Below are 24577 nucleotides of genomic sequence, written 5' to 3'. Positions count from 1 at the left end.
ATCATGAAAATATATTTTATTACCATATTGTTTTTCTTTGGATTTACATTATCTGCCCAACAGACAGATGACTTAAAGCTTTGGTATAAAACCCCTTCCGGAAAGGTTTGGGAAAATGCTTTACCAATAGGAAATGGTTTTCAGGGTGCAATGGTATATGGCAATATCGAGAAGGAAATTTTTCAGTTAAACGAAGCAACGGTCTGGAGTGGCAGTCCTAACAGAAATGATAATCCAAATGCCAAACAAGCTTTGGATGACATTAGAAAACTTCTTTTTCAGGGAGAATATACCAAAGCCGAAAAACTCATAAATGAAAATATAATTACCAAAAAATCCCACGGACAAATGTTTCAGCCCGTGGGAAATTTAGAACTGGATTTCTCCAATCAACAAGGCTATACAGATTATTATCGCGAACTGGATATAGAAAAAGCGGTAACCAAAACAGTTTATAAAAAAGCCGGTGTTACCTATACTAGGGAAGCCTTTATGTCTTTTCCTGACCGGGTTTTAGTCATACAACTTTCGGCTAATAAACCCGGAAAATTATCGTTTACGGCTGCTTTTACTTCACAGCATAAAAAACAAACACTATCGGTTACCGGTAATAATGAAATATCGCTCTCCGGCACCACAAGCGATCATGAAGGAGTTGAAGGAAAGGTGAAATTTAATGCGCTTGCCCGATTTAAAGTCAAAGGAGGCCGTGTAAATGCTGCAGGCAATTCGGTAAAAATTGAAGGAGCAGATACTGTGGTAATCTATGTTTCAATCGCTTCTAATTTTATTAATTACCAAGATATTAGTGGTGATGAAAATGAAATCGCAAAATCTTTTTTAGATAAGGCATCGGATAAAAGCTATAATAAAATGAAGAAAGATCATATAGCCTATTATCAAAAGTTTTTTAATAGAGTTTCACTTGACTTAGGAAAAACAGCCGCTTCAAAATTACCCACAGATGAAAGACTGGCAAATTTCAGAAATGTTTCAGATCCTTCTTTTGTGGCTTTGTACTATCAGTTTGGGAGATATTTATTGATTTCCTCTTCGCAGCCTGGCGGACAGCCCGCAAATCTTCAGGGAATTTGGAATCAGAGTATGAAGCCGGCATGGGATAGTAAATACACGATCAACATTAATACAGAAATGAATTATTGGCCAGCTGAAAAAACAAATTTATCTGAAATGCACGAGCCGCTCTTAAAAATGATTGGCGAACTCGCTGAAACAGGAAAAGAGACTGCAAAAGTAATGTACGGAGCACGTGGCTGGATGGCACATCATAACACCGATATATGGAGAATTAACGGCGCTGTTGACGGTGCCACCTGGGGAGTCTGGAACGCCGGAGGTGGTTGGCTGAGCCAGCATTTATGGGAGCATTATCTCTATACGGGCAATAAACAATATCTGGAATCTGTTTATGAAGTTCTTAAGGGATCGGCTGATTTTTATGCTGATTTTTTAGTTAAAGACCCTGCAAATGGATGGCTGGTTGTGGCTCCGGGTAATTCTCCTGAAAATTCCCCTGCAGCACATCAGGGTTCGGCAATGACAGCTGGTTCAACTATGGATAATCAAATTGTATTTGATGTTTTTAGCTCTGTCATAAAAGCATCAGAAATCTTAGAAAAAGATACAGAATATGCAGACAGTTTGAAAACTTTGAGAAAAAAGCTGCCTCCTATGCAGATAGGAAAATACAATCAGCTTCAGGAATGGCTTGATGATGTTGATGATCCAAAAGATAATCACCGTCATATTTCGCATTTATACGGTTTGTATCCTTCGAATCAGATTTCGCCATACAGAACTCCGGAACTTTTCGCTGCCGCAAAAAATACGCTGCTTCAGAGAGGAGATGTATCTACAGGATGGAGCATGGGCTGGAAAGTAAACTGGTGGGCCAAAATGCAGGATGGAAACCACGCTTATAAATTAATCAAAGATCAATTGACACCTGTGGGAGTAAATGAAGGAGGAGGCACGTATAACAATCTTTTTGATGCTCATCCGCCATTTCAAATAGATGGTAATTTTGGGTGTACCTCAGGAATTACAGAAATGTTGGTGCAGAGTTCTGATGGAGCAATACATATTTTTCCGGCTCTTCCTGATCACTGGACTTCAGGACGGGTTTCTGGTTTAAAAACTCGTGGAGGTTTTGAAATTGTTAATTTGGTTTGGGTAAATTCAAAACTAAAAAAGCTAGTTATTAAATCTCAATTAGGAGGTAATTTAAGATTGAGAATGGACAGTAATACCAAGTTAAAGAGTACAATTCAATTAGAAAGGGCAGTTGGAAAAAATTCAAATCCATTTTTTGAAACCGAGGAGGTTTCTCAACCTATAATTTCAAGTTTATCATCCATAAAAGTACCTGATTTGATTCCAACGACACTTTATGAGGTTCCAACAAAAACAGGGCAGGTAATAACAATCACAGCCAATTAAAATCAAAAAATAGTTGATTTAAAATTTACAAGCAAATCAGTCAAATTCTGTTTGCTGAAGTTGAGTTAAAATGCAATATTTAAATCATTTCTTTTATTTTTTTAACGTAATTTATTAAAAACAGACGATTTAAAAATACTAATGATAAAAATATAGCTTTTTTATTAAGGAATTACTTTTTTTGTTTTAAAAAGTGTTATTTTAACACTTTTTAAAACAACCGATTGTACTTGATTCATTTTGTACTTAAAAAGAGAAATAAATAGGGATGATATGTTGTTAAAAAATTAGAAAAATATTTTAAAATTAAATATTAAATATTAAAAAAAATAGAATGAAATTCAGCTTTATATTTTGTTTTTGTACACTGTTCCTGTGTCATCCTGCGAAAGCCCAAATGAAAACATTTGACTTGAATGAGGTTAGGCTAACAAAGGGACCGTTTAAGAATGCCCAGGATGTAGATCTTACGTATATTTTGGCACTCAATCCCGACAGACTTTTAGCTCCTTACCTTATAGCTTCCGGAATACCTGTAAAAGCAGAACGATACGGCAATTGGGAAAGCATGGGACTTGACGGACATATTGCAGGGCATTATCTTTCGGCCTTAGCGATGATGTATGCTTCAACCGGAAATGCAGAGATGAAAAACCGATTGGACTATATGATTTCGGAATTAGCGGTTTGTCAGGAAAAAAATGGTAATGGGTATGTGGGAGGAATTCCGCAAGGAAAGGTTTTTTGGGAACGGCTTCATAAGGGTGATATCGACGGAAGCACTTTTGGATTAAACAATACCTGGGTGCCCTTATACAATATCCATAAACTTTTTGCAGGGTTAAATGATGCGTATCAGTATGCAGATAATCAAAAAGCAAAAGATATTTTAATAAAACTCGGAGACTGGTTTATTGAACTGATACGCCCACTTTCTGACGAGCAAATTCAAAACATCTTAAAAACGGAACATGGAGGTATAAACGAATCTTTTGCCGATTTGTACAGTATCACCAAAGACAAAAAATATCTTCAGACAGCAGAAAAATTATCGCACCTGGCAATTCTGAATCCGCTATTGAAAAAAGAGGATAAATTAACAGGACTTCATGCCAATACCCAAATACCAAAAGTTATTGGTTTTGAGAAAATTGCAATACTATCTGGTAACAAAAAATGGTCGGATGCGGTAGAGTTTTTCTGGGGAAATGTTACCCAAAAACGCAGCGTTGCTTTTGGAGGGAACAGTGTTGGGGAACATTTTAATCCGATAGATGATTTTAGCAGTATGACCAAGTCAAACCAGGGCCCGGAAACCTGCAATTCGTATAACATGGAACGTTTAAGCAAGGCTTTGTTTCTGGACAAAAACGATTTGAGTTATCTCGATTTTTATGAACGAACGCTTTACAATCATATTCTGTCAAGCCAGCATCCGGAAAAAGGAGGTTTTGTTTATTTTACGCCTATCAGACCCAATCATTATCGGGTCTATTCGCAGCCCGAAACAAGTATGTGGTGCTGTGTAGGTTCTGGACTCGAAAACCATTCTAAATATGGCGAACTAATTTACAGTCATTCAGATAATGATCTTTTTGTAAATCTTTTTATTCCTTCAGTATTGCATTGGACAGAAAAAGAGATTCAGATCGAACAAACTACTAAATTCCCTTTTGAAAACACTACCAATCTTGTTTTAGAATTAAAGAAAAGCAAAACATTTTCATTGCATATCCGATTTCCTAAATGGGCTGAAAATTTTGAAGTTTTTGTAAATGGAAAAATTCAACAAATAAAAGCTGAACCAGCAACTTACGTGGTTCTTAACAGAAAATGGAAATCTGGAGATCGTATTACGGTTAAGTTCAAGACTTCGACACATTTAGAAAGTTTGCCAGACGGCTCAAATTGGAGTGCTTTTGTCAACGGACCTATTGTATTGGCTGCCAAAACATCAAACCAGGATTTAGAGGGATTATTTGCAGATGACAGCCGAATGGGACATGTTGCGGCAGGAAAATATTATCCTCTGGATCAGGCTTATGCCATGATAGGAGAAAAAGCAGATTATCTGGCAAAACTCAGGGAATTGGGCAACCTGCATTTTCGTTTAGATTCGTTAGAACTACAGCCCTTTTTTGAAATACATGATAGCCGGTATCAAATGTATTTTCAGAATTACACCCAAGAACAGTACAAGCAAAAACTTGACTTACTAAAACAACAGGAAATTGAGGCAATGGCTTTGGAATCTAAAACCATTGATAAAATTAATTGCGGAGAACAGCAGTCAGAAGTAGATCATCGTTATAAAGGTGAAAAAAGTGATTCAGGCTACGACGATGGAAAGTACTGGAGAAGTACCCGTTCTTATATTTCGTATCAATTATTAAATAAAGAAAAGTCCGGAAAATTTTTGGATATAAGCTGTATTGATGAACTTAAAATGGATGCAATTACAATTTTTGTAAACGATAAACCGGCTCAGATCATCTCTTCTGAAAATAAAATCATCAGGTTAAATATTGAGAAGATGGAAATCATAAATATCAAAATAATAGCAAAAGAGAATCAAAATTCGCCAAAAATTAATCAATTAAGAATTTTAAAATCATGAAAATCAATTATCTATATATTATAAGTTTACTGTCTTTTTTTAGTTTACAGGCACAGGAATACCCTTTTAAGAATCCGTCACTGAGTTCAACTGAACGGGCTAAAGATTTAATTTCGAGATTAACGCTTGAAGAAAAAGCAGCCTTAATGTGTGATCAAAGCGATGCAATTCCCAGATTGGGAATAAAAAAATTCAATTGGTGGAGCGAAGCCCTGCACGGTTATGCAAATAATGATAATGTTACTGTTTTTCCGGAACCCATAGGTATGGCAGCCTCATTTGACGATCAGTTGCTTTATCGTGTTTTTGATGCTGTGTCTGATGAAGCCCGTGCCAAATACAATCAGTGGATTCAGAATGGCAATGAGAACAAGCGTTTTTTAAGTCTGTCTGTCTGGACACCTAACGTAAATATCTTTAGAGATCCACGCTGGGGTCGCGGTCAGGAAACCTACGGAGAAGATCCGTACCTCACTTCACGAATGGGAGTTTCAGTGGTCAAAGGATTGCAGGGACCGGCAGATGCTAAATACCGCAAGCTTTTAGCCTGTGCGAAACATTTTGCTGTTCATTCCGGACCAGAATGGAGCCGACACGAATTGAATCTGAATAATGTGGATCCACGCGAATTATACGAAACCTATTTACCTGCTTTCAAAGCCCTGGTACAGGATGCCGATGTGCGTCAGGTGATGTGTGCCTATCAGCGTCTGGACGATGAACCTTGTTGCAGCAATACCAGATTGTTACAGCGTATTCTTCGTGATGAATGGGGGTATCAATATATGGTCGTTTCAGATTGTGGTGCCGTTACTGATTTTTATACGACTCATAAAGTTTCTTCGGATGCAACACACGCTGCATCAAAAGCCGTGCTGGCCGGAACTGATGTTGAATGTGTTTGGGATAAATATCCGTATAAAAAATTACCTGAAGCGGTTGAAAAAGATTTAATAAAAGAAGACGATATTGATAAAAGTCTGCTTCGTGTTTTAATAGGCCGTTTTGATTTAGGTGAAATGGATGATGATGCCATCGTGCCCTGGGCTCAAATTCCGGCATCGGTGTTGAATAGCAAAGAACATCAGCAGTTGGCACTTGAAATGGCTCAAAAGTCTATGACACTTTTGCAAAATAAAAACAACTTGCTGCCCTTGAATAAAAACACAAATAAAATTGCCATTATTGGTCCCAATGCTGACAATGAACCTATGTTGTGGGGAAATTACAATGGGACACCTGTAAAAACCATTACCATCAAAAGCGGAATAGAATCAAAAGTGGCCGAAAACACAATTGTTTATGATAAAGCCTGCGATTTAGTCGAGGATAAAGTGAATCAAAGTTATTTTGACCAAATTTCTTTTGAAGGAAAAAAAGGAATGAAAGCGACGTATTGGAATAACCCGAACAGAGAAGGAAAAAGTGTCGTATCGCAGCAAATTATCAATCCTATAAAAATGACTACTGCCGGACAGCATGAATTTGCTTCAGGTGTAAAATTAGAAGGTTTTTCGGCAAAATATGAAACAGAATTTTCAGCTAAAGCAAATGACACCCTTGTTTTTAAAACAGGAGCAACCGGAGTTTTCGAATTGATAGTGGATGGTAAATCGGTTGCAAAATATACCAACTGGCGAACCGTACCCGGAAATATTCCATTTGTAGTAGAAGCAGGTAAAAAATACAAAATCGAAATTCTTTTTGCCCAGTCAAACGACTGGCAGGCCAATCTTGAATTTGATTTTGGAAAAGAATTCGATATCGATTTTGGAGCTTTAATTCAAAAATTAAAAGGCATTGATACGGTAATTTTTGCAGGAGGACTTTCTACTTTGCTTGAAGGTGAAGAAATGCCGGTTTCTTATCCGGGTTTTAAAGGGGGAGACCGTACTAATATTGAGCTTCCAGCCGTTCAGAGAAAATGTTTGCAGGAGCTAAAAGCAGCAGGCAAAAAAGTAATTTTTGTAAACTGCTCAGGCTCTGCCATTGCCTTAACACCAGAGACGGCAAGCTGCGATGCTATTTTACAGGCGTGGTATCCGGGTGAATCCGGAGGACAGGCAGTTGCTGATGTTCTTTTTGGAGATTATAATCCAGCGGGTAAACTGCCTATTTCATTTTATAAAAACTCGGATAAATTAGGAGATTTTGAGGACTATTCGATGAAAGGGCGCACGTACAGATACACTACAGATGTTTTGTTTCCTTTTGGTTTTGGTTTAAACTATTCTAAATTTAGTATTGGCTCAGCAAATCTTAGTAAAACGAATATAGAAGCGAATGAAGCGACTCAATTAAATTTTTCGATAAAAAACAGCAGCAAACGCGACGGAACAGAAATTGTTCAGGTGTATGTCCGAAAAGTAAACGATACCGATGGTCCTTTAAAAACATTAAAAGCCTTTAAACGAATCGACGTAAAAGCAGGTCAAAAGCAAAATATAACCATCGATTTACCTGCCTCTTCCTTTGCATTTTATGATTCTAACACTAAAAGTCTAAAGGTAACTTCAGGCGAATATGAAGTGTATTACGGTAGTAGTTCAGATGCAAAGGATTTGCAAATGATAAAAGTAATTGTTCGATAAACCAGGATTAATCTGTTTTAACCCGTTTGGTGTAATGAATAAAAATTAAATGAAACACATAGAAAACATAGATCTTATGTTTTTGAAAAAAGGAAATCAAAAAGAAACTCGTTTCTTCACACATAGTTATGTGTTTTAATGCAAGTGAAACGTCTTTTTTGAGTTCAATAAGCTATGTTTCTATGTGTTAAAAATAATTTCACCCAATGGGTTATTTGAAATAATTATGATTTTTAAATTTTAAAATAATTACAGAAAATTACCAACTCAATACCATTAAAAAATAATAATACACAGCTTGTTATGAATTTTAAATATCTTTTATGTTTATGTCTGTTTAGTTTTTTTAAATTAAATGCACAATCGGTAAAAAGTCCCGACGGAAAACTTAAAGTGGTTCTTTCGGTTGCTAACGGAATGCCTTTTTATAGTATTTCCTATAACGAAAAAACGTTTCTTGAAAATTCGCCATTGGGTCTAAAAACGAATGTGGGTGATTTTGCTTCAGGATTAATTTTGAATCCTGAAATCCATCAGAATAAAATCGAAGACAATTATCAACTGTTTAATATTAAGGAAAGTAATGTGCATTATACAGCCAATCAAGCGGTGTTTTCTTTTACTAAAGAAAATAAACCAGCTATTGATATAGTATTCAGGGTGAGCAATAATAATGTAGCTTTTAAATATAAAATACACCCACAAAAAGAGGCACGCGCCTGTGTGGTACAGGAAGAAGCATCTGGTTTTCTGCTGCCTGATGGCACCACTACTTTTCTTTGTCCGCAGAGTAAACCCATGACGGGATATGCCAGAACAGCACCTAGTTATGAAACTTCTTATTTATACGATGCGCCCATGGGCCAAAATGGTATAGGCGAAGGTTATACATTTCCTTGTCTTTTTAAAGTAAATTCTATCGGATGGGTTTTAATATCTGAGACTGGTGTAGATAGTAATTATTGCGGCAGCAGGCTAATCGGGAAGGATAAAGGATTATATACGATAGGATTTCCAATGGAAGGAGAAAATAACGGAAACGGAACTACAGCGCCAGGCGTACCTCTTGTAGGTGAAACTCCGTGGCGTACGATTACAATAGGTGAAACACTGGCTCCCATTGTAGAAACTACGATTCCTTTTGATTTGGTTAAACCAAAATATGAAGCTTCCCAAACCTACAAATACACTAAAGGTTCCTGGAGCTGGATTATGAAAATGGATAGCAACACGACTTTTCCGGTGCAAAAGCAGTACATCGATTTTAGTGCTTCAATGGGATATGAAACTATTTTAATTGATGCCCTTTGGGATACACAAATCGGAAAAGATAAAATTGGCGAATTGGCTGCTTATGGTGCGCAAAAAGGCGTTGGTCTTTATCTATGGTACAATTCGAATGGCTATTGGAATGATGCGCCACAGGGACCGCGTGGTATGATGGATAATGCGACAAAACGTCGTCAGGAAATGGCCTGGATGAAAAGTATTGGTGTAAAGGGAATAAAAGTTGATTTTTTTGGTGGCGACAAACAAGTAACCATCAAATTATACGAAGACATCCTCACAGACGCTAATGATTTTGGGATAATGGTTATTTTTCACGGTTGTACCTTACCTAGAGGCTGGGAGCGTATGTATCCAAATTTTGCAGCAAGTGAGGCGGTTTTAGCTAGTGAAAATCTTCATTTTGGTCAGGGAAGTTGTGATAATGAAGCGGCTAATGCAGCCACTCACACTTTTATCCGAAACACAGTAGGAAGTATGGATTTTGGCGGAAGCGCCTTGAATACGTTTTACAATAGCGAAAATATTCCCAACAAAGGTTCGAAACGAATGACTTCGGATGTGTTTGCCTTAGCAACTGCGGTACTTTTTCAGAGTGGTGTACAGCATTTTGCATTGGCACCAAACAATTTGACCGATGCTCCTGACTGGGCCATAAATTTTATGAAAGAAGTGCCTACCACCTGGGATGAAGTTAGGTTTTTGGATGGATATCCAGGAAAATATGCTGTCCTTGCCCGCCGAAAAGGAACCAAGTGGTATATAGCCGGAGTAAATGCTCAAAAAGAAACTTTAAATATTAAAATTAAATTGCCTATGATTGCTGCTGGCTCTGAATTAAAATATTATTTTGATAATGACCAGTTAAACGGAAATATAAAAGCAGTAAAACTTAAAAAGAATCAGGAATTCGAAATAAAAATTCCTTGCAATGGAGCAGTAGTATTACTGAATTAAGAACAAAATTAAGGGATAAAATCCGGAAAGTTTTTTGAAGAGATAATCAACAAAAAAGTGAAATATAACTATCCGTTTCTTATACCAAACTTTTGAGAATGGCACAGATGAAACTGATTTTTACGGATTAAAGCAGTTCGTGATTTACAAAGAGCTAAGGAAAATCCGTTAGTATCGGTGCATTCCGTGTCATCTGTGTTCTGTTTTTTAATTAGTCTGCTTAGCGGACAGTCATGATAAAAAGTATGATTTAGTCTTTCACCTTAAAAAAAAATCAAATATTAGGTCAAAATAATTATTTGATTTTCAATCTAATAATGTATATTTAATCAGCTAATCATTTTTATAATGTGTACAAAAAATTGTTTAAGATTTATAGGTGTTTTATTTCTTATAGTAAATAGCCTGTTTTCTCAAAATACATTTGAAAACTATCAGTTTCGGATAGTCGATAAAGAGAATTCTAAAAGTGGTATTTATACCATTACACAGGATCAGTTTGGTATTATCTGGCTAGGAACTAATGGTGCTGGCTTATATAAATATGATGGAGTAAATTATGTAGCCTATGAGCAAAATTCGAAGGTTACAAATTCTATTAATAGCAATCTTATTTATGCAACTTACGTCGATACTCGCAACCGGTTGTGGGTAGGCACTGATGAAGGATTGTGTCTGTATAACCGAAATTTAAACTCTTTTGAAAACATCAATCTTCAAAAAAAAATAAAGAAAGATGAAAACGTAATTTCTGTAAAAAGTATTATTGAGGATACTAGCGGAAATCTTTATTTAGGAACTTTTAATAATGGTTTGCTGAAACTAAATACTGAGACTCACGAAATTACCCGACTTAAACTCGATGTTCCAGATGCCACAAATTATCTGATTAATTGTTTAGTAAAAGATAAAAAAGGAACAATTTATCTGGGGACAAACTCTGGTTTAAAAGTAGTTGATCCACTAAAAAACGAGGTTAAAAAAGTAAACATTGGCAATGATAACTCATTACTTTCCGGAACTATCATTTCGATGTATTTTGATAGCAGTCAAAACCTCTGGATTGGCAATGGATTTAAAGGATTGGTTAAGGTAGAATTATATTCAAAAGTAAAAAAAGCGCTTTCGTATCCTATTACAAAAAAAAGAATCATGTCTATACTGGCAACAGATTCTAAAACAATTCTTTGTGCCACAGAAAATGATGGACTAATCATCGTAAACGATCAGGGTGTTGTTCAGAAAAAATATGTTAACAGCAAGTTTAATAGCCGTAGTTTGAGTTCGAATTCGGTTTGGTCTTTGTTTTTAGATAAAGAAAAAAGAATCTGGTTAGGCTATTATAACAAGGGTTTAGGCATTTTTGATAAAATAAACAGCAAGGTAAATATTATCGAAAGTCTGGCAGGAAATCCGCAATCCTTACAAACCAATTGTGTTACCGGTATTGCTAAAGATAAAGAGGGGCAGCTATGGCTTTCTATGGAAGGCGGAGGAGTTGATATTTATAATCCCCGGACTAAAACCTTTAAACATATTACCAAATCAGATCCTACTTATTATTCTGGATTAACCAATGATAATATTACCAATGTTTATATTGATAAAAAGCAGAATGTATGGTTGTCGAGCTGGAATGAGGGCATTTTTATTTTAAAGAAAGGAAGCCGAAATTTCATTAACTACAGTACAAAAAATACGCCTAACCTAGTCTCAGATAATATTATGAGTGTTAGTGAAGATTCCAGAGGGGTAATGTGGATAGCAACTTTTTCTAAAGGTTTACATTATTATACGCCCTCAGATGGTAAGTTTCATCATTGTAATTCTAAACCATTTTATACTAACGGAATAGTGAATTCGGACATCAGAAAAGTAATGGTGGACTCTGATGATGTGGTTTGGGTAGGCTCAACAACGGGTTTGTACAAAGTCACGACAAAAGATTTTATTTCGTTCTCCGTAACTCCTTTTAGGGATAAAATGTCTGAGAAATACAAAAATCATAAGAGTACACATACGATTAACACCTTGTATGAAGCCAAAAACAAGGAGATTTGGATTGGTACCGATGGTGCAGGTTTGTTCAGCTACAACAAAAAGAATGATAAACTAAAATGGTACATCAACTTTAACGGACTTAATGAAAAATCAATTTCAGCAATTGTAGAATCGAATAATGGAAATATCTGGCTGAGTGGAAAAAAAGGAATTACAAAGCTTGATTTAAAAAACAACACAACTCTTAATTACTCTACTTATGACGGTTTGCTTGGAAATGATTTCAACAATAATTCGGTTTTAAAAGATGAAAACGGAATGCTTTATTTTGGTGGTTACGAAGGTTTAAATTACTTCAATCCGGCTAATATTGTTAAAAGTAAAAAACAGCTTCCGGTTTACCTGACCGATTTAAAGCTTTTTAATAAATCAGTAGGGCCACTCGAAAAAAAATCGCCACTTGTAAAAGTAATTTCTCAAACCAAAAAAATAATCCTCAGACACGATCAGTCGGTATTTACAATCGATTTTATTGCGATTAATTATTCTTTTCCTGCCCGAAATGAATTTGCTTATTATCTGGAAGGTTTCGAGGATTCGTGGAATTATGTAGGCAATAAACGCTCGGCTACTTATACCAATTTAGCACCGGGCAACTATGTTTTCAAGTTAAAAACCTCTGAAAAAAACGGAGTCTGGAGCCAAAATCCATTAGAATTAAAAATCGAAATTTTACCGCCCTGGTGGAAAACATCTTTTGCGTATCTGTTTTATACACTGTTACTGTTAGCAGCGGGTTATTTTGCAAACGAGTATTATCAAAATCGTTTTAAGCAAAAACAAATGATACAATTTGAAAAGGAAAAAGCCATTCAGATCGAAAAATTAAATAATAAAAAGCTACAATTTTTTACTAACATCTCGCATGAGTTCAGAACTCCGCTTACTTTAATTTTAAATCCATTAGGAGATATCATGAAAAACAATAGTCAGGAGTTGCCCAATGGTGTATTGAGTAAACTGCAGACGATACAAAAAAGTTCGGACAGACTTTCGAGATTAATCAATGAGTTAATGGATTTTAATCAGCTTCAGTTTAATAAAATGACTTTGAAGCTACAACTGCTTGATGTAGTTGGGTTTACAAAAGAAATGGTAAGTTATTTTGATGAAGAAGCTTTAAGCCGAGGAATTCAGCTGCAGTTTGAGTCTAACAAAACTTTATTAAAAGACTGGATAGATCCTAAAATGTTTGAAAAAATTATTTTCAATGTAATTTCAAATGCTTTTAAAGTCACTCCGGATAATGGTAAAATAAATATAAAAATAGCGTTTAATGATAACTTGAAACATTTTCCTCTGATAAGTGAAACCCATACAAATCCGTATTTTGAGATTATTATTGAAGACACCGGCGCTGGTTTAGAAAAAAAAGATATTAAACGAATTTTTGACCGTTTTTATCAGGTAAATAATTTAAACAAAGCCTATTACGGAAGTACAGGAATAGGACTGGAAGTTGTTCGTGGTTTTGTAGAAATGCACAAAGGAATAATCGAGGTAGAGAGCGAACTGGGAGTTGGTACGACTTTTAAATTATTATTTCCTATGGGAAAAGAATTTTTTAATGAAAATGAAATTTCGTTTGAAGAATTTAAAAAGGATAAAAAAATAAGTTTTACACCCATTGTCGAAAAAGCAGAGACAGAAGGAGAAGAGGAAGAAAAACACGACCGAATTTACACTATTTTGATTGTGGAAGACAATGTAGAACTTCGGAATTATTTGAAAAACGAACTTAAAAAAGAATATAAAGTTTTAGTCGCAGAAAACGGAAAGGTTGGTTTAGAATTAGCCCTGCAAAAACTACCGGATCTGATTTTGACAGATGTAATTATGCCGGTCATGAACGGCCTGGATTTGTGCAAAAATATTAAAGCGGATATAAAAACCAGTCATATTCCGTTGATGATGTTATCAGCAAAAGCATTGATTAAAGATAAATTAGAAGGAATCGATTCTGGTGCAGATATGTATTTGAGCAAACCTTTTGATATGGATATTTTGCGATCCAGTCTGGTACAATTGATCAATAGCAGGCAAATTATGTTTAATAAATTCTATAACGGAATTACGGCAAATGCGAAAGAAAAAACGACCACATTGGATAATGAATTTATAAAAAATGCCCTGAATTACATTCACGAAAATATAAGTGAGACTGATTTAAGTGTTGAGGTCTTAGCTTCTAAGGTGTTTTTGAGCCGAAGTCAGTTATATCGAAAAATAAAAACATTAACAGGTGTATCTGTCAATGAGTTTATACGAAATATTCGATTAGAAAAGGCGAACGAATTGATAGAATTAGGAAATGATAATATAACCGAGATAAGCTATAAGATGGGTTTTAGCTCTCCTTCGTATTTTACAAAATGCTACAAAGAAAAATACGGTTATCTGCCTACACATAATAACAAAAAATAGTTTTTTAAGAGAAGTATCAGAAGACGGTTTTATACCGTCTTTTTTTTGTTTTTATACTGAAATAATTAGTGCTTTTTTATTTCATCATCTCCAATTTATGAATCGGATTTTCCTTGTTTTTAAAACCGCTAAAAAAGAGAAACAGATTAGACTAAATATCGATTTTTTACCTTCAATTGTATTTTTCATAATTATTAAAAACCCATAAATCTGTCTTTCTTTTATGGATTATGAAAAAATTAAATAACAATATTATTAATATTTTATTTGTGTATTTGATTTTATAAGCTTCGTAAAATACTGAATTTGCTGATTTTTTAGCTGTTATGCTACAAATTTGATAGTTTTTGCATCAATTTTAGTATGTGAACATTATGTTAACATCATATTTTTGGATAGAACAATTTTAATAAACTAAAACCAACACTAACCATTTTTAAAACCACTATGATATGAAATGAAAACCAGATTTATTTATTGAAATCCTTTTTCTAAAATATGTTTTTAAACAACAAATAGAACTCGGAAAAATACAATTGAGAAGAAACGATAATAGCGATTTCTAAAAATTCAAAAAGACTTAGAAAATGGCTAAAATCTTAATCAATAAAATAAATAAAAATTTTGCAACCACTAATTATCTAAACCAAAACAAAAAACAATTAATATGATGTTAAAATTAAAATTTGCAATAATCGTATTGCTAATAATTAGCAATCAAAATGTGATGGCACAGTCCAAGACCATACAGGGTGTGATTACCGATTCCTCAGGATACCCTTTGCCTGGTGCCAGTGTTAATGTAGTAGGGTCAAAAAACAATACAGCAACAGATTTTGATGGGAAATATACATTAACCGGAATTAATGCTACAGACAAAATAACCTATTCGTTTGTAGGTATGGTTTCGCAAACCATTACAGTAGGAAGCCAGACAGTAATAAGCGTTAAATTAGCAGAATCTACACAAGCCTTAAATGAGGTTGTCGTTGCCTATGGTACTCAAAAGAGGACTAAAGTAACAGGAGCCATATCTACGGTAAGCGCAAAAGATATCACGGCAGTGCCTATAACGAATGCAGAATCTGCTTTACAGGGTAGAGCTGCAGGGGTTACGGTTGTCAATGGTGCACCGGGTACAAGCCCTACCGTTACTATTCGTGGATTGGCTACAATGGGTAATAGTGCTCCTTTATATGTAGTCGATGGAGTTTTAGTAGGTAACTTATCAGGATTAAACCCAAGTGATATAGAATCGATGTCGGTTTTAAAAGACGCTTCTACTACGGCTTTATATGGAGCAAAAGCGTTTAATGGGGTAATTATGGTGACTACCAAAAAAGGAAAAAAAGGACCTGGTCAGATAACGTTTAGTACCTATGTAGGTTCTCAAACGGTTACTAAAAGATATGATGTTTTAAACACACAGCAATATCTGCAGTATGCCAGCGATTTAGGAAGCAATTTAACAGCAAGAGCTGCTGAATTTGGAAATCAAACAACCGATTGGCAGGACGAAATCTTTCAGACGGGGATTATGCAGGAATATAATTTAAGTTTCTCAAACGGAACAGAGAATGCTACAAGCCGTTATTCTGCCGGATATTTGAAACAAGAAGGCGCTGTGATTGGTACCGGTTTCGAGCGTTATTCTTTCAGAGCGAATAATACACAAAATTTAGGAAAACTAAGTATAGGAAGTAATATAGGAGTTTCTTTTAATAGTACAAATCCAGAACGTGCTGCCGGAGGTAGAACTTTATTAGAACATGCTATCAAAATGGCACCTTATTTACCAGTGTACAACGCAAATAATTTAGGTGGTTATCAAGGTCCTTCAGCAGCTGATGGGCAAGATGCCGAAAACCCTGTACGTGTGGCTAATCATGGGTATCAGGAAGTTAACGGAGTATCTATAATAGGAAACATCTACGCAGAACTGGAAATCTATAAAGGTTTAAAATTCAGATCACAGGTTTCTTTAGATTATTATACAAGTAGAGATCATACATTTATACCTAGCTTCCGTGATGGATCAGCTCATTTTCAGGATTATTCCTCAACGGCTGAAATAAATTCTCAGGGACAGACTATTGTTTTTGATAATAGTTTAAACTATAAAACAACTATTGCTGATAAACATAATGTTGAAGTATTAGGGGTTATCACTAAAATCGAGAATAAAAGCCGAAATGTAACTGCAGGGAGCCGTAACTTAATTTCTGACGAAATCGATCAGTTAAGTCTTCAGAATGCAAATTTGAGTTCAAATAATTTTGAAACAAACAATTTAGGTTATATAGTTCGTGTTAATTACGATTATGATGATAAATATCTGTTTGCAGTTTCAGGACGTAGAGATGGTTCTTCCCGATTTGGATCGAATAAACGTTATGGAAATTTCTACTCAATTGCTTTGGGTTGGAATATTGCAAAAGAAAGTTTTATGGAAAATTCGATTTTTAGTACCTTAAAACTTAGAGGTTCTATCGGAACAACAGGAAATGACAGAATTGAGGATTATCGTTACAGCTCAAATTTAGCGACTAACTATACTTATCCGTTTAACGGCGAAGCAGGAATAGGAACTACTTCAGGAAGTGCGCCAAATCCAGATTTGCAGTGGGAATCTAAAAAAGATAGAAATATAGGTTTGGATTTTGGTTTATTTGACGAAAAATTCACAGGTTCGATAGAATATTTTAATAATAAAAGTAGTGATATCCTTTTTGCAGTACCGCTAGCAGCTTCTACGGGTTCTCCAGGAGGAACACAAATACAAAATATTGCCGATGTAAATGTAAACGGATACGAATTAACTCTGGGCTACAATGACAGAAAAGGCGATTTTACCTGGTCTGCAACAGCTAATTTTGGTAAAACCAAAAACGAAGTTGTAAGTTTAGCACCAGGCGTTACGAGTGTATTAGGCGGGCCATCTGGAAGAGCAGGTTTAGAGAGTTTTTCAAGACTGGAAGTAGGACAGCCTTTATTTTACTTTTGGGGTTATGAAACCAATGGAATTTATCAAAACCAAGCCGAGGTTGATGCTGTTTTAGCACCTGGACAAACTACTTTCCAGCCAGGAGATATCAGGTTTGTGGATCGTAACGGAGATAGAGTTATCAACTCAGATGATAAAACAAACATCGGAAATCCATACCCGGATTTTACTTATGGTTTGAACCTTACAGCAGCGTACAAAAAATTTGATTTTAACTGCTTTATAACTGGAGTGTCCGGAAATGACGTATTTAATTCAAATAAATTCGATTTAGAAGCCATGCAGCGTTTGTTTAACTCAGGTTCAAATGTTATGGATCGTTCAATTGTTGTAAATGGACAGGTGACTAATCCATCTGCTACATTACCTAGAGCTCTTGGTGCAAGTCAAAACTGGTCTGCAGCCAGCGAGCGCTATGTCGAAGATGGTTCTTATACAAGATTAAAAAATGTTACTATAGGATATACTTTTTCAGAAGACTCATTCGCTAAGTATTTTTCACGTTTAAGATTCTATATAAGTGGTCAAAATCTTATCACTATTACCGATTACTCTGGTCTGGATCCTGAAATTGCGCGTGTAGATGCAAATGCAAATTCAGCAGGTATAGATATTGGTAGATATCCACAACCAAAATCAGTAATTTTTGGTCTTGAAGTTACATTTTAATATATAAAAGATGATGAAAAAAATAAAATATATAGTTGTAGTATTGTCAGGAATTTTGGCAATAAATTCATGTGACACTAAGGATTTAGAATTAACAAATCCAAATGCCTTGTCTCCGGAAACTTTCTTTAAAACAAAAAATCAGGTACAGTCTGCGGTAAATGCATGTTATGCCAATTTGCAGACAAGAGGACTTTATGCAAGACATATTTTCTTCGCATTAGATTTGATGTCTCAGGAAGCCAAAGGAAATCCACAATTAGAGGGTAACAAAGTACCTTTTAGCAATTTTACTTTCGATGCAAGTAGCGATATCGTTCAGTTCTATTGGGAATCCTGTTTTCTAGGAATTTCAAAAGCCAATTTCGTATTGGATAATGAAGAGAAAATACAGGCATTATCCAATTCGATTTTAACACAAGAGCAAAAAAATAAATATTTAGGAGAAGCACATTTTCTAAGAGCCTATTATTATTTTCTTTTAGTGCCTCGTTTTGGTGATTTACCTATTTATACCACGCAAACTACTGAAGGTCTTGCCAGAAGTTCTAAAGAAGAAGTGTATAAATTGATTGAAGCTGATTTTGATTTTGCTTCTAAAAATCTGTTAAGCAAATCGGTAGAAGATAAAGGAAGAGCGACTAGAGAAGCTGCTTTTGCTTATTTAGGAAAAGTATTGTTGTATCAGAAAAAGTATGATGAAGCTTTAGTTGCTTTTAATAAAGTTACAGGATTTAGTTTAGAAACTAATTTTTACAACAACTTTATGGATGAAACAGAGCACGGTCCGGAATCTATCTTCGAGATTGAGTATGATGAAACGCTGGGAGTAGGTGATAAATGGGGTAGTGATACCGCTGGAGACGGTGTTGCTGAGTCAACGCTAAGAGGTCAGGAATACGGTAATCTGGGTTGGTTTAATGTGTATCCATCTGATGATTTATTAGATGAATATGAGGCAGGCGACAAACGTTTTGGAGAAACTTTTTATGTGCCAGGATCAGTATATAATGAAGGTAAGAATACAATGGTAGCGGCTAATTTTACTTCTTCTGCGGGTATTAGAAGAGGGGGCTGGAAAAAATACCAAAACTATTATAAACGTACCGATGAAAATCTGGATTCAAGTATCAACTTCAAAGTAATGCGTTATTCTGATGTTTTGCTTATGATGGCAGAATGTGAGAATCAAAGAGGTGGAGGTGTTCAGTCAACAGCTATTGGTTATATTAACCAGGTTCGTTTTAGAGCAGATGTGCCTTTATTAGCACTAACACTAACAAAAGATCAGGTTTTTACAGCAATCGTTCACGAGCGTAAAGTAGAATTAGCAGGAGAACAAGTTCGTTTTGATGATATTATAAGATGGGGTCTTGCAAGTACTGAACTGGCAGGAACTGGTTTTCAGGCTGGTAAAAGCGAGTTATGGCCAATACCAAACAGAGAAACATCTTCTAATCCTAATATAAAACCAAGCGATAACAATCCTGGTTATTAAGAAATTAAAATAAAGTTAAGTTTAAGTTTGAGTTAGTTTAAGTTCGTTATTTGGCAAACAGCGCATTCACGTGCGCTGTTTATCAATATATTACATTTTGTGATAATTTGATTTTTATACGAAAAACGATCTTAATTTACTTTACTGAAATTTTAAACTGAAAGACTTTTTTTACATTAATTATAAAAAAATAATTTTTACCAATTCCTGTACACAGGATACCTTTCAACTATTAAATATAATAAGCATGCTTTAAAAGAGAAGGTATTTGCAGAACCGCAATATCATCTCAAAATCTGATTCAATATTTTAATAAGGTTTTAGTAATACACCTACGTTTTATTCGATATGAAAAGAATTGCATCACTTTTTTTAACCCTGACACTGTTTTACAATGTTTTAGGATTTTATATGATGTTTGCTGAACAACAAGAGCAAATGTGGGTGAATGCTATGGAAAAAACCGATGATTCAAAATTTGAAATTATCGAAATTAAGATCGATCCTTATGCTTATGTTGTGGATTCGGGTATCGAAGAGGTAAACGAAGATTTTGTTATCGACCATAAAACCTATCATGTTTTCAAGAAAAGAATTGTAAACAATGTTTTGCAATTGTATTGCCTGAAAAAAACTCATAAAGCGGGTTTAAGCAAAGATTTAATAAAAATTGTGGATAGTCAGTTGTTTGATACGAATTCAGACAAAGAAAATTCTAATAAAAAATTGATGAAATCCTTTATTCAGGATTACATTCCAAGTAATACTATTGATTTGGTAACAAATACTACAAAATCAATTTCCCGTGTTACTTTATACCCGTACAGTCCAAAAAGAGACATTCTTTCCGGGTATTTTACCACAATTTACCCTCCTCCCGATATGGTATAGTTTTTCCTTTGATGTTAAAATTTTAAATAGAACTGATTGAAGAATCCTGTTCTGGTATTTGATCTTATGTTGTTAACCTAAGATTACATGGACTCAACACGTTGGTTGAAATTATTTTTAACACATAGAAACATAGATATTGAACTCAAAAAAGGCGTTTCACTTGCATTAAAACATCCCGATAGTTATCGGGACTATGTGTGAAGAAACGAGTTTCTTTTTGATTTCCTTTTTTCAAGATCATAAAATCTATGTTTTCTATGTGTTTAATTAAATTTTTATTAATTACACCCAACGTGTTAGGTTTATTTAAAATTTAACTTCAAAAAAAATCAATTAATTACGATTAATTGAAATGAAAGCTATTAAATAACCATATAAAAAAACCAAAATGAAAATTCATAAATTACTATTTAAGGTACTATTATTTGGTACTTTAACTACTACCATATTTGCTCAAACCAAAGAGAGTAAACCTAAGATTAAAGAACCAACAGGAGAAAATAACATGGCCTATAAATGGTCGGAAATAGCAGTTCTTGCCACTGGTAATGATACCGAAAGATTTAAACCAAGACCAACAGTAACTTCCCGTTTTTTAGGATTGACATTTGTTGCTGTTTTTGATGCCTGGAGCCGTTATGATCATAAGGCGATTCCTGTATATTTAAAAGACACAGAAAGAAGACCTAATAAGGAACAAACACTCAAAAATAAAGAGATTGCTATTAGTTATGCTGCCTATAATGCATTATGTGAATATTATTTTTCAGACAAGGATATATTTGTGGCTTTTATGGTCAAATTAGGACTGGATCCTAATGATAAATCACTAGATCCCAAAACACCTGTGGGAATAGGAAATTTAGCCGCAAAAGCAGTAATTGAGGCACGAAAACATGATGGATCAAATCAATATGGGGAAGAAAATGGTTCAAATGGAACTCCTTATTTTAACTATGTAAATTATAAACCAGTCAATTCACCTGATGAAATGACGGATGTAATTCATTGGCAGCCAAAATATTTTTCAGATGGAAAAGGCGGTAAGTTTGCACCAGAATGTGCCACTCCATTTTGGAACAAAGTAAAACCTGTAGGATTAAAATCCGGAGATCAGTTTCGTGCTATGCCTCCACCTTCATTGGATTCAGAACAACTTAAAAATGAAGTTAAAGAACTACTTGATTTACAATATAATCTAACCAACGAACAAAAAGCATTGGTAGAATTTATGCGTGATGGACCAAAATCTGTACAGCAAGCCGGACATTGGTTAAAATTTGCCCAGGATGTTTCCAGACGTGATAAACATACCTTGGATCAGGATGTAAAAATGTTTTTCTATAATCAGGTAACTGCAATGGATTGTTTTATTGCCTGCTGGGATACCAAAATGTTTTATGATTTTGCCAGACCTTATGCTTTGGTTCATCATTATTATAAAGATCAGACGATAAAAGCCTGGGGCGGACCTGGTTTTGGAAATATAGAGATGAAAGGACAAGACTGGAGACCTTACTCGCCAGATATTTTTTTATGTCCCGCTTTTCCCGGTTATGTTTCCGGACATAGTACAATTAGTGGAGGTTGCGGTGAAGCTTTAAAATTATGGACCGGAAGTGATACTTTTGGAGAATCTGCAATCTGGAGTAGCCCGGGGTCAATGACAGAACCAAATAACATCGGAAAACCTGTTGTTCTTAAGTTCCCAACTTTTACCGAAACAGCAAATATGGCCGGAATTTCCAGAGTAATGGGAGGCTATCATATTCAGGCAGATAATGTTGAAGGATTAAAGCTAGGCAGAAATGTAGCACATGAAGTTTGGAAGTTTTATAATCTTCATATAGGAAATAAAAATTTTGATAAATAGCACGATTAACCCCTCTAAAATGTTTTAATTATGAAAATTAAACAGCTACTATTGCTATTTATAACATCTGCTTTAGCACAGTCCTGCGATTATTTTTCGAATCCCAATGATAAGATGGTTAATATTTTGGAGGCCAGAAAAAAAATGTACGATGTAAAAAAGAACTCATTTGCTTCAAAAGCTGAGGTCGCATTTTACGATTCCATTATTAAAAGTTCGGATGATGGTTTTTTTAAATTATCTAATGAAATAAATAAAGGAAATGCTTTATTGAAACTAGGAAAAGAAACGGAGTCGGTTGCAAATCTGGAAGATGCCATCAACAAAATGAAAGCACTGGATGGGAGAGATAATCCTCAATCCTTAAAATTTTTGGCAATTGCCTATATGCGATTAGGCGAAAAACAAAATTGTGTCAATTATCACAATCCGGAATCGTGTATCATGCCTATTCAAAAAAAAGGGATTCACACGCTACGACAAGGTTCTCAAAAAGCAATTGAAATTTATAAAAAGTTATTAGAGATAAATCCAAAAGATTATGAATCGCAATGGCTCATCAATGTTGCGTATATGACAGTAGGTGGTTATCCGGCTGAGGTTCCCAAACAATGGCTAATTCCTAATCTGGATCAGAATAATTCGGGATATAGTATAAAACCTTTTTTAGATGTGGCTTCAAACGTAGGCATTAAAACCCGAAATATGTCGGGTGGTGTTATTGTAGATGATTTCAATAATGATGATTATTTAGATATTGTAACTTCAGACTGGAGTCTGGATGGCGTTATGCACTATTATCAAAATGATAAAAAAGGAAAATTTACCGATGTTTCTAAAAACTCCGAATTAGGCCGATTCAAAGGAGGATTGAATATGATTCAGGCGGATTACGACAATGATGGCGATACCGATATTTTTGTTTTAAGAGGAGCCTGGATGCGCCAATACGGAAGACAGCCCAATTCACTCTTACGGAACAATGACGATGGAACTTTTACAGATGTAACCATCAAAAGCGGACTGTATTCTGAATTTCCTACGCAGGCAGGTAACTGGAATGATTTTAATAATGATGGTTTTTTAGATTTGTTTATTGGTAATGAATCATCGGATACCGAATCTTACCCTTCAGAACTGTACCTGAATAATCAGGATGGAACCTTTACCAATGTGGCCAAAGAAGCAAAATGTGATATTGTTAGTTATATAAAAGGCGTAACAGCTGTCGATTATGATAATGATGGCGACATTGATTTGTTTCTTTCGGGAATGAATAAAAAGAAAATACTATTAAAGAATACGGGACTTAAAAGTGGTATTCCACAATTTAAAGAAGTTACAGATCAGGCAGGTTTAGCCGGTATCAATGTGATGACGTTTCCTACCTGGTTCTGGGATTATGATAATGACGGCTGGCAGGATATTTTTGTTTGTGGTTATCAATATACGGGTTCTGTTGCGGGCGAAATGGCTATGGAAGCTTTGAATATTCCCAACAACAGCAGTAAAATGTATTTGTATCATAATAATCAGAATGGTACTTTTTCTGATGTTTCTAATGAATCCGGATTAAGTAAAACGGTATTTGCAATGGGTTCTAATTTTGGAGATATTGATAATGATGGGTTTCTGGATATGTATCTCGGAACAGGAAATCCGGATTATAAATCGCTTACACCAAATAAATTATTCCGAAATATGGGCAATGGAAAATTTGCCGATGTAACGGTTTCCGGGCGTGTAGGGAATTTACAAAAAGGTCACGGAGTTGCTTTTAATGATCTTGATAATGATGGTAATACGGATATTTTTATCGAAATGGGAGGTGCTTACATAGGAGATTCCTTCAATAATTCTTTATATCTAAATCCGGGACAAAATAAAAATCATTGGATAAAATTACAGTTAGAAGGCACAGATAGCAATCGTTCGGCCATTGGTACCAAAGTAAAAGTGAGTTTTCGTGAAAAGGGTGTTTCGAGATCGGTTTATAGGATACTAAACTCTGGCGGAAGTTTTGGAGCATCGGCTTTAAGAATGGAAATTGGAGTAGGACAAGCCTCTATCATTGATCAAATAGAAATTACGTGGCCTAAAAGTCAGAAGAAAGAAGTATTTAAAAACATACAGCCCAACCAATACATTAAAATTATTGAGGGAGAAAAAACTTTTACGAAAGTAAATATCAAAAAAACTGTTTTTTCGACTGCAGGTATAAAATCGCCTGTTTGTATGTAAA

The 24577-nt window shown here is 35.0% G+C and carries 10 protein-coding genes; all 10 read left to right on the top strand.

Features of this window, described 5'->3' with window-relative positions:
* The first annotated feature begins 3 nt into the window (after window positions 1-3).
* The 10 genes from GON26_RS02020 to GON26_RS01975 all read left to right on the top strand — a co-directional run bounded on the left by GON26_RS02020 (window position 4) and on the right by GON26_RS01975 (window position 24576).
* A complete protein-coding gene (locus tag GON26_RS02020) occupies window positions 4-2460 on the top strand; it encodes a glycoside hydrolase family 95 protein (protein ID WP_160373042.1) in 2457 nt (818 codons plus the stop codon).
* Between the two features lie 397 nt (window positions 2461-2857).
* Window positions 2858-5077 (top strand): glycoside hydrolase family 127 protein, encoded by a 2220-nt coding sequence (locus tag GON26_RS02015; protein WP_230407884.1) that lies wholly within the window; start codon window positions 2858-2860, stop codon window positions 5075-5077.
* Entirely contained in the window at window positions 5074-7668 is a 2595-nt protein-coding gene (xyl3A, locus tag GON26_RS02010) for a xylan 1,4-beta-xylosidase (protein ID WP_160373040.1), read from the top strand. The genes GON26_RS02015 and xyl3A overlap by 4 nt, the downstream gene beginning before the upstream one ends.
* Window positions 7669-7971: 303 nt before the next feature.
* Complete coding sequence (locus tag GON26_RS02005) at window positions 7972-9912, top strand: glycoside hydrolase family 97 protein (protein ID WP_160373039.1); 1941 nt, start codon at window positions 7972-7974, stop codon at window positions 9910-9912.
* Between the two features lie 348 nt (window positions 9913-10260).
* Window positions 10261-14397, top strand: a complete 4137-nt coding sequence (locus GON26_RS02000; protein ID WP_160373038.1) for a hybrid sensor histidine kinase/response regulator transcription factor — start codon at window positions 10261-10263, stop codon at window positions 14395-14397.
* A gap of 667 nt (window positions 14398-15064) precedes the next feature.
* Entirely contained in the window at window positions 15065-18070 is a 3006-nt protein-coding gene (locus GON26_RS01995; RefSeq protein WP_160373037.1) for a SusC/RagA family TonB-linked outer membrane protein, read from the top strand.
* Window positions 18071-18080: 10 nt separating this feature from the next.
* A complete protein-coding gene (locus GON26_RS01990) occupies window positions 18081-19568 on the top strand; it encodes a RagB/SusD family nutrient uptake outer membrane protein (RefSeq protein ID WP_230407883.1) in 1488 nt (495 codons plus the stop codon).
* A 348-nt stretch (window positions 19569-19916) separates the two neighbouring features.
* Window positions 19917-20459: a hypothetical protein gene (locus GON26_RS01985; RefSeq protein WP_160373036.1), complete on the top strand. Its 543-nt coding sequence runs from the start codon at window positions 19917-19919 to the stop codon at window positions 20457-20459.
* A 391-nt stretch (window positions 20460-20850) separates the two neighbouring features.
* Window positions 20851-22335 carry a vanadium-dependent haloperoxidase gene (locus GON26_RS01980; protein WP_160373035.1) on the top strand — a complete coding sequence of 495 codons (1485 nt, stop codon included), beginning with the start codon at window positions 20851-20853 and terminating at the stop codon, window positions 22333-22335.
* 30 nt (window positions 22336-22365) lie between these two features.
* Window positions 22366-24576 (top strand): FG-GAP-like repeat-containing protein, encoded by a 2211-nt coding sequence (locus tag GON26_RS01975; protein WP_160373034.1) that lies wholly within the window; start codon window positions 22366-22368, stop codon window positions 24574-24576.
* Window position 24577 lies beyond the last annotated feature (1 nt).

It is taken from the genome of Flavobacterium hydrocarbonoxydans (genome assembly GCF_009789235.1).
Taxonomy (GTDB): Bacteria; Bacteroidota; Bacteroidia; order Flavobacteriales; family Flavobacteriaceae; genus Flavobacterium; species Flavobacterium hydrocarbonoxydans.
The sequence above is the reverse complement of the archived record's forward strand: the minus strand, read 5'-3'. Positions and strand labels throughout refer to the sequence as shown.